10 protein-coding genes are annotated in these 8,488 nt (G+C 44.3%); 7 read left to right on the top strand and 3 right to left on the bottom strand.

From position 1 onward, the window contains the following. Positions 1-1,081, bottom strand: a 1,081-nt coding sequence (locus GRP75_RS14825; RefSeq protein WP_160789674.1) for a WXG100 family type VII secretion target, incomplete at its 3' end; no start/stop codon positions are given. 271 nt (positions 1,082-1,352) lie between these two features. Then, positions 1,353-2,099, bottom strand: coding sequence for an MORN repeat-containing protein (locus GRP75_RS14820; protein WP_160789676.1), 747 nt, complete (start codon positions 2,097-2,099; stop codon positions 1,353-1,355). Positions 2,100-2,260: 161 nt separating this feature from the next. On the opposite strand from GRP75_RS14820, the gene GRP75_RS14815 reads away from it, so the two are divergent. From GRP75_RS14815 to GRP75_RS14795, 5 genes are all read left to right on the top strand, one after another. Beyond that, positions 2,261-3,190 (top strand): cell division protein ZipA C-terminal FtsZ-binding domain-containing protein, encoded by a 930-nt coding sequence (locus GRP75_RS14815; protein ID WP_160789673.1) that lies wholly within the window; start codon positions 2,261-2,263, stop codon positions 3,188-3,190. A 20-nt stretch (positions 3,191-3,210) separates the two neighbouring features. Further along, entirely contained in the window at positions 3,211-3,912 is a 702-nt protein-coding gene (locus tag GRP75_RS14810; RefSeq protein ID WP_160789672.1) for a DUF1963 domain-containing protein, read from the top strand. Between the two features lie 100 nt (positions 3,913-4,012). Continuing rightward, positions 4,013-4,483: a DUF6097 family protein gene (locus GRP75_RS14805; protein WP_160789671.1), complete on the top strand. Its 471-nt coding sequence runs from the start codon at positions 4,013-4,015 to the stop codon at positions 4,481-4,483. Positions 4,484-4,533: 50 nt separating this feature from the next. Next, positions 4,534-5,001 (top strand): hypothetical protein, encoded by a 468-nt coding sequence (locus tag GRP75_RS14800; RefSeq protein WP_023989714.1) that lies wholly within the window; start codon positions 4,534-4,536, stop codon positions 4,999-5,001. Positions 5,002-5,080: 79 nt separating this feature from the next. Further along, a complete protein-coding gene (locus GRP75_RS14795; protein ID WP_023989713.1) occupies positions 5,081-5,878 on the top strand; it encodes a hypothetical protein in 798 nt (265 codons plus the stop codon). A 29-nt stretch (positions 5,879-5,907) separates the two neighbouring features. Here GRP75_RS14795 and GRP75_RS14790 read toward each other — a convergent pair whose 3' ends face one another. Further along, on the bottom strand, positions 5,908-6,306 hold the full coding sequence (locus GRP75_RS14790; RefSeq protein WP_160789675.1) for a hypothetical protein: 399 nt from the start codon (positions 6,304-6,306) through the stop codon (positions 5,908-5,910). Positions 6,307-6,499: 193 nt separating this feature from the next. Here GRP75_RS14790 and GRP75_RS14785 point away from each other — a divergent pair, with 193 nt between their 5' ends. Then, positions 6,500-7,288, top strand: coding sequence for a YwiC-like family protein (locus tag GRP75_RS14785; protein WP_160789670.1), 789 nt, complete (start codon positions 6,500-6,502; stop codon positions 7,286-7,288). A gap of 14 nt (positions 7,289-7,302) precedes the next feature. After that, a complete protein-coding gene (locus GRP75_RS14780) occupies positions 7,303-8,418 on the top strand; it encodes a TIGR04053 family radical SAM/SPASM domain-containing protein (protein ID WP_160789669.1) in 1,116 nt (371 codons plus the stop codon). Positions 8,419-8,488: the final 70 nt, after the last annotated feature.

The following is an 8,488-nucleotide window of genomic DNA, read 5'->3' as shown; positions in this document are numbered from 1 at the left end:
TAAATAGTTTGCTGGCCCAACGTATCCCCTTTTCGGCGAATTTGGCGACTTTTCCACCTGCCCAGCTTCCCACCGTACCGCCGACGTAAGCACCGACGGCTGCACCGACCGGACCACCGATAGCGCCGCCTACGGCTCCCAAAGCAACAGCACCGCCATAAGTTGCAGCGGTTTTAATCGCTACGTTAGAAGCAGATACAGCCACATCCGTTCCGGTAAGCTTCCCGCTTTTCCATTTTCCAGCCAGACTGATACCCTCGCCCACAATATTCATGGTGGCATTAATAGGGTATAGCTTTTTGGCAATCATGCCGGGAATTTGGCGGGTGGCTATGCCGTAACGGCCTTTTTCCACCCCGGCGATGACGTTCCGCGTCCACTGAGGAAAGCTATTGGCTTTGTTGAATCCGAGGCCGAGCTTACCCATTTGAAGCTTTCCAGCTAAACGATCAAAGCCCTTTAAACCCTTCATCACAATACCGGGTTTAGCGAATTGGCGGTTTAGGCTTTTGCCCAAATTACGCATAAACGCATTGTTACCCTTGCCATTCACCCATGCCGCATTATGTATAACCGCTCGAGTGGGATTCTTCAGACTTTTCTTGAATTCTACTGTTTTGGTGAGCACAAGTGTGGAAGCCAGACCGCTATAGATAGCTGTTCCGGCAAATCCCAGTTGCCCGCGCCATTTATTGGCTTCTGAAATGCTGTTAATAGCTATATCTGCTGGATCGGGTCCTTTTTTCCCGGAAGTTGCCCCTTCACTGCTGCCGATCTGTCCGCTGTGATCTCCTTTGGGAATACCCGTGTCTGCTTGGGTGTCTGTTTCCTTGAATTTTACTGCAATGGAACGCAGCTCTGTGCTGACAGAATCGACAGTTTGAGTGAAAGCATCCATTTGTCCACGCGCTTTATGAAAATCCTGATAAAAGCGCTGCTGTGTTGTTCCTGCCCAGCTATTTTCCAACATCTGAATATGCTGTGACAGTTGTCCGCAAATTTGTGCCCCCAGCTCACGTGCCTGTGCGAACTGCCTGGAAACCGCCTCTAGTTTCTCAGGAGGAACCATAATTTTAGCCATGATGTCCACCTCGGATGATTAAAATAATTACTTATATTTTAGTGAATCTAGTGGGAGTTAGCAAAAAAAGGAGGGGATTTAAGTGAAAAATAAGTCATTTGTATGAGTTCATGAGGGGGCATAAGGGAGAATAGTAGGAGGTGTTATGATCCGAAGTTCTTATATGTCATTCATAACGAAACGAAAAAAGCCCCTCTTTTCAAATGGAGCTTTCCATTAGAAAGAGAGGCCTTCTTGCGTAGAGGCTAATGCATGTTTCGCGTCGTATTAATTATTTTAGCGGAATCTGCTTGGACAGCTTTTCAAACTGCTGCAAGTGAGGAGTGACCTTGGCGGTAATTCCTTTGAAATACTTGATAGACGCTTGTCTTTGACGTTCCTTGGTAGCAGTCTCTTCAGGGAACATAGAGTATTCCTTTTGGACAGAGCCATTTTTATAATTTACGGAGAAGAGATCTCCTTTTTGCCATCTTTGGACCAGATCTTGATTACTGTGCAAGATATTTAGTATTTCTTTGCTATTTTTATAAGTGAAGCTGTAGTCTGGATCTGCCACAGCGTGGATCACTTGGTAGCCACTCTGTAATCCATTGTTCTGAAAGGTACCTACTTGGATCTCGTTCGAACGTACGGTTCCGTCCATTTGGGTCACTTTTTCAGTCTGCGTACCCTTGCCACTCATCGTGTCATTGCTCCATGTGCCGTTGTATACGACTTTATGATTTTGTCCATCTGCATCGGTGTATTGATTTATATATTTTCCGGTACCTGAGCGCTTGCCATTCACAAAATCACCCGAATACTGCTTATATTCGCTCCATTTGATCGTACCACGGCCGTTCGGCTGCCCATGCTCGACCTCTCCATAGTAAGTAGTCTGACCGGATAGCTGAAGCAATTCCTTGGTTGCAGCCGCATTCGCCGCAGGTGTACTTACAGACAGCGCTCCAGATATTAGCGATGCGGACACCATAATAGGCAGAGACAGAGCCTTCCCTTTTTGCCAAAGTTTTTGCATCATGAGTTCTCCCCTTTCGAAGCTGTGAAGTTTCTAAAAAGTTATGTTCAACAACCCAGCACCGTTTTTATACTATTTTGTGCTTGGTGAGTTATAGTTTAATATAGATTGAGAATTATAGGAAACTGTAAAGTGAAAACAGCTAGTTAGGAGAGAGATTCATGAATTTACCTGAACATGGGAGTGAGGATGTATCTAGCATCCTTGCCGTGGAGTTGGAACATGAGCCTGTGAAGGCCATAAAAGGAATCCATCAAGTGGAGCCTGATGCTAATATTTATTGGCTGATTGATGTAGAATTCAGTGGCTTTACGTTGTCAGATGAGGATATTTTGCAATTGCTCAAAGGATATATCGTGTATGGGCATGTCCATGATTTGCAGATGTGGACTAGTGTGGGGCGCAGACCGGCAGGTGAATGCCATTTTGATAAAATCTGTATTTGCATGGATATATTCGATAATGTAGAGATGCAGGTTCGTTTACTTGATGAAGCCAAGGTTGCAGACTTTATGAACACACTGCCAGCGCGTTTTCAGGAGAAGGGCACCGTTCATGTGCTTCCTCGGGAGGATGCTGCCCGTGCACGTGCAAAAGCGGAAAAACTTAAAGCATTTACAGATCAGGAAGGTGAAAGGGAACATGCTGTCATGCTTAGGCTGGTAGCGGATCAAGGCCAATCTTACCGTGGAGCGGATATCTGGGATGTCATGCTGAGTCTCGGAATGGAGTGGGGAGATATGGATATTTTCCATGCACACCATCACGGGCTGGGAGGCTATGATGAACTATTTAGCGTACATACGGGAACCGAGCCTGGATTTTTTTGGTTGAGTACACTCGCAGAGGATCGCTTTGCAGATTTGATTTTCAGTATGGATGGGGTACGGACCGTGCAGCCGCAAACTGTGTTTGAGACGATGTGGAAAAGTGCCGAATATGCACGCGCCAGACTTGGCGGGACATTAGTGAATGAACAGGGTCTGCCAGCTGTGCCGGAAGATTATCTGCGCCAGATTCAAGAGATGGAAGATCGATTAAGAGAGTTTGGATTTAAAGCAGGCGAGGATGTTGTTCTGTTTCTATTCTAGATTAGAAAGGAGTGGTTTCGTTGTCCAGCAACGCTATTGAGAAGCTAAGAACGATTCTAAAACGTAAAGCTACTATTTTTCATACAGGGGGTCGCAGACCTTCGGATTCCCTTGATCAGAGCTGGATTGGTAGAGTTACAGTGGCTTTGCCAACGGAGGAGCAACCCATTGATGTACAGGGGAATGTTATGGCTCCGATCATGCAATTGTATTTGCCTGCCTTGCCTTTTGTTCCTCCGGCTATGCACAGTGTCAAGCTGTTGACGGTCTTTCTGTCTCCCGATGTACTGGATCATGAGGACATGGAAGGATATATGTGTATTCGTGAGTATACGTCGGTAGAGGATTTGGTCGAAAAAGATTTTGGTCCGGCATTTATGCAAATCAAGGCGTTCCCGCTATTCCCTGAGCTCAAAGAGAATGACTATCCGGTCTGGGACGGTGAAGACATTCCTGAGGAATATGGCGATGCCCTCAACCATTTGGACGAGGAGGAACCCGACTATTTTGAGGACATCGTAGAGGAAATATATGCGGTTCACAAAATCGGTGGCTATCCCAGCTTTGTTCAATCGGGCATCGACTTTGGCGAGGGCTATGAATTTGTGTTTCAGATTGCTTCAGATGCCAAAGCCCAATTGAATATTGTAGATGGAGGCAGCTTTTATTTTGCCAAGCATCAGAATGAAGGAGTCTGGCGGGGTTACTTTGATTTTTACTAATAGGCTCATTTAGAGAGCGGTCTGGAACCGATCGTTTTGTAGAGCATGGCAACCCTATATACTCGTAGTTTAGAAGCTATCGAAAATGGAGTGAAAAGATATGAATGTTTTAGGTCAGCTGGGATCTGCTATCCAGAGTAGTTTATTTATACAATCCGAATTGAAGAAAGCCCATGCATTAATTCAGAAGCACGATCTGCCTGTAGAACAGGTAGAAAATGATTTTCACAAACAGATCATCGTGCTGGAGCAATATGCTGGAACTCGCGTTTTTCAGCGAGGGCTTGCTAAATACAAAGTAATCAATGTAATGCTTATGACCATATCTGTGATTATATTGCTGGAAGCAGGCATCGTTGCGGCGGTGGAATATTTACAACCCGAACGACATTTGCTGCAAGTGCTGGTGAATGCCATGTTTGACCATTGGGTTCCCTCTATCACTTTGCTCAGTGTTGTATTCGTGGGTGTGATCGTTCTTGCCATCGTTAGAAATGTTTATGCCAAACAATTACATACGCGCGTGCTAGAGCGGGCTTGGCAGGCCATTTTCAATCATGTGTACATATGAGGACAGAGTAACTGTAGGAGATTGGCATAATAGCTGAAGGAGTGGCAGCAATGAATGACTGGGAATCAGGAATCATTCAGGTCGATGGTGAGCGTGCTATCTACTCATCTTTAACAGAAGATCAGTTGTTAGAGACCACTTGGTATTCGAAATATTTTCATTCTGTAAGAAGGCTAGGGAATGACTACATCTGGTATCATTTCGATCAGGTTTCTTTGCTGCGTCGGCATTTTTTTGTGTCTGTATGCTTTAAGGATACAAGCCTAATTGTCGTGGAGATTTCGCTTCAGGGCAATGAATTTCCAACTTCTTGGGATAATTGGTCTGAGGAAGGGGAGAGAAAGCGGCAAGGGGAGCATGATCGTTTGTTACAGCAACATTTGTCCGTGAAGCCAAGCTATCGTCAAACCAAGCCTTACCCCTATATGGAATATGAACTGAGCTGGGGGAAAATCTCTTCTTATTTTGACCCCCGGTCAGGAAATACGGCCATTGCTTTTAAATATAAAGATGAATAGCAATCTTACATAAAATGCACTACAACCCTGAGCTTTGTATTGGAGGTGAAGGGGTTGAGATGAGTAAGGGAGATGTGTTGTGGATAAAAAGGCAAAAAAAATACTGATGAACACATTCTGGTCCTCCAGCGGCTGGAAGCAGGAGCGGGGATCTTTTTCGGGTGAGGATTTTGAATATGCCAAAAGTAAGGGCTTGATGTTCGATCCGATCACCATTACACATAACGAGATTATAAACAGATTACATGAGCTGCATCAGCAAAAGGCTACAAAAGAGCGAGTGGCAGCAGCATTTTTGCACAGCCTTTCCACGAAAAAGGTTCATTTACGAAGCGCCTTATCGAGCTGGGCATTAACCGCTGGGCTTCCTTTGCACACCTATGGTGAGCGGCCTGTCGTCCTGCCCAATTACAGTAGCTGTGGGGATTGTAATTTTAATAAAATGATGTCTGATAATGAATACGTCAATGAAGATTTGAATGTACTGAATTTTGAACGAATCAAATGGGGCGGTATTCGTCTGAACCACCTTCTATATTGCTGGATGGACCTTGAATTGTTCAGTCAAGAAGAGGATGTTCAGGTTTCCGATGAGGATCTAGCTATACTTCATAACATGCTCGAAGCTGTTCAGAACTGTGATGCCCAAAGCAGTGCACGTCAATTGGAAAAGCGCTGGAAGGATGTGTTTCCATCCAGCAAAAACGAGCGTGATGTAGTCATGGAGGTGTGGGGATATGCCGGACTGCTGGTCCCACAGGACACGCCTCGTAAACGACAGCACGGCAATCATGATTTTTATTCCGTAGCAGCTTGGCAAGGAGATGACAGATACTCGCAGGAGGCGTTGGACTATTTCTTCGGTACGTTTTTATAGAGAAAGTGAATCGTTATGCCACATCTTGATCATGACGGTTCCTCAAACAACAAACGTTCTTCTTCCCGACTATGAATAGCATTGACAACCAGAAGCGCGTGGAACTGCTGAAGAACTTCAGGCGTAAGCCCTTCTTCACGGATCCCGGCTTTGAGCTCTTTTACAATGATTCGGAGCAGGTCATGATCCCGTGTAAGTTTGACGACAGCCTCCTGCAGTTCCGGTTTTTTATCGACCTTTTCCTGATAGAATCCTTCCTCTTCTGCATCAGCATGGCTGAGAATGCGGGTTTCCCAATATTCGATCAAGTGGTCGGCAGCCTGGCGCGCCACCTTGAATTCTTTTGCTTCGAGTAATTCTTCTACTTCTCTCGTCTTATCTAGAGCGCCAGTTAGCCCGCCTTGATGAATGGCATGATGAGCATGCAGTTGACGTAAAGAAGGTCCTCCCTTAACAGTTCATCCTCTCTTTGTTCCCTTTTTTAGTACAGTATAGCATAAGAAAATAGCGTTATTTTTCCGGTTAGGATATTCCCCGCTAAGGAAAAGGGAACTCCCTAATTGGTTCAATTTCATATAATACTTAGAATGAAGTTAGAAGATAAAACTCAATCTTGGGGGAATGGATGATGAATCGATTAACCGAAATAACAGACATAAAAAAGATTGTGAAAAAAGGATCAAGGGTTTGAAGGGGATGAGCAGATACATACCTAATCAACATGGAGCCTGGGCCATGCTCATTCTTCCATTTTTATTCGGTTTAGCTGCTTTTCGAGGGGAACTCATTCATATCCCCCTATTTGTGTGCTGGTTTTTTATCTACTTATTCAGTTTTCCTGTCCTCCAATGGATCAAAACAGGCAGCAGTGAAAGATACCGCAAACCCGCCGTTGTATACGGAGTGATATTACTTCCTTTGTTAATTTCACTGATATGGTTTGAGCCTGCCTTGATCTGGTATGGAGTTCTTCTATTGCTCTTTTTTATGGCTAATATTTATTTTGCAAAAACGAAAAATGAACGTGCTTTACTCAATGACATTGTTGCAATTCTACTCTTTTGTTCTTTTATATACCCTGTTATTTATATGGGGGGAGGAGAGGATTGGAGAGTAGCAACAGAGCTATTCTTACTTTTGATGCTTTACTTTATCGGAACTGCTTTGTATGTCAAAACGATCATTCGTGAAAGAAAAAATATACGTTACCATTATGCTTCCATCATCTATCATTTGGTGATTTTGTTGTTTGCTACCTGGTTAAAGTTACCTCTGTTTGTTCCTTTTTTGATTTTTTTGATACGAGCCATATGGCTTCCTAAACTCGGATTAAAGGCAAAACAAGTTGGCATGGCGGAAATTGGATTTTCAATGATGCTCTATGTTTTTGTGTTGTTTTTATACTTCTAAAAGGAGAGACATCAATGATATCTTTGAAAACGCCGCGTGATTATCATACAGATCCGTTTATAGTCATCTGGGAGGTTACACGAGCTTGTGCTTTAAAGTGCCTTCACTGTAGAGCGGAAGCTCAGTACAAACCTGATCCTCGCCAGCTGACATTAGAAGAGGGTAAGAAGCTGATAGATCAAATTGCTGAAATGAATCATCCGTTGGTTGTATTCACAGGCGGAGATCCTTTAATGCGTCCTGATCTGTTTGAACTGGCTCGATATGCAATTGAAGAGAAAAATCTGTCGGTTTCAATGACCCCCAGTGCCACCCCTAAAGTGACACGAGCAGCGGTAGAAAAAGCAAAGCAAGTTGGGTTATCGCGATGGGCGTTTAGTCTGGACGGTTCATGTGCAGACATTCACGATCATTTTAGGGGTACAGCAGGTTCTTACGATACGACCATGCGAGGAATTGGTTATTTGAAGGAACTGAATATCCCTATTCAAGTGAACACGACGGTGTCCCGGTACAACCTTCATGATCTGGAGCAAATTGCAGAAAGGGTAAAGGAAATGCAGGCCGTGTTATGGAGTTTATTTTTCCTTGTTCCAACCGGACGTGGCATGGAGAAAGATATGATTACTCCTGATGAGCATGAAGCCGTAATGAAATGGCTGTATCAAATACAGCAACAGATGCCGTACGGTGTGAAGGCTACAGAAGCTCCTCACTACCGGAGGGTCGTACTGCAGGAAAAGCACAGAGCAGGTGAGAGCAGTGTAGCAGACGGACAAAAAAGGGCAGATGTTTTAGGACGTGCTCCTAAAGGCGTAAATGATGGAGATGGATTTGTTTTTATTAGTCATATCGGCGAAGTATACCCGAGCGGTTTCCTGCCTCTTATATGCGGGAATGTACGAAAGGATAGCCTGGCAGATATTTATCGCAACTCTCCGATCATGATGAATCTTAGAGATAAGTCCCTACTTAAAGGTAAATGTGGAGTCTGTGAATTCAAGGCTGTCTGTGGGGGCTCTAGAGCAAGGGCTTTTGCAATAACAGGAGACTATTTGGAGAGTGACCCTTATTGTGCTTATATACCCGGAGTTGGAGAGGAAAAGTGTTTTCATGAAAAAAAGTTCTAAAAAAGTCGTTATTCTCGGTGGAGGAATAAGCGGTTTAAGTGCTGCCTTTTATGTGAAAAAGCTGGCAGAG

This window comes from Paenibacillus sp. OT2-17 (genome assembly GCF_009827695.1).
Taxonomy (GTDB): domain Bacteria; phylum Bacillota; class Bacilli; order Paenibacillales; family Paenibacillaceae; genus Paenibacillus; species Paenibacillus polymyxa_B.
Note: the sequence above shows the minus strand (reverse complement) of the source record. Positions and strands in the feature narration are given on the sequence as shown.

Coding starts and splice junctions, on each gene's coding strand:
- GRP75_RS14800 (WP_023989714.1), top strand. CDS start 4,534: ATGAATGACTGGGAATCAGGAATCATTCAGGTCGATGGTGAGCGTGCT.
- GRP75_RS14815 (WP_160789673.1), top strand. CDS start 2,261: ATGAATTTACCTGAACATGGGAGTGAGGATGTATCTAGCATCCTTGCC.
- GRP75_RS14785 (WP_160789670.1), top strand. CDS start 6,500: ATGGATGATGAATCGATTAACCGAAATAACAGACATAAAAAAGATTGT.
- GRP75_RS14805 (WP_160789671.1), top strand. CDS start 4,013: ATGAATGTTTTAGGTCAGCTGGGATCTGCTATCCAGAGTAGTTTATTT.
- GRP75_RS14820 (WP_160789676.1), bottom strand. CDS start 2,099: ATGCAAAAACTTTGGCAAAAAGGGAAGGCTCTGTCTCTGCCTATTATG.
- GRP75_RS14780 (WP_160789669.1), top strand. CDS start 7,303: ATGATATCTTTGAAAACGCCGCGTGATTATCATACAGATCCGTTTATA.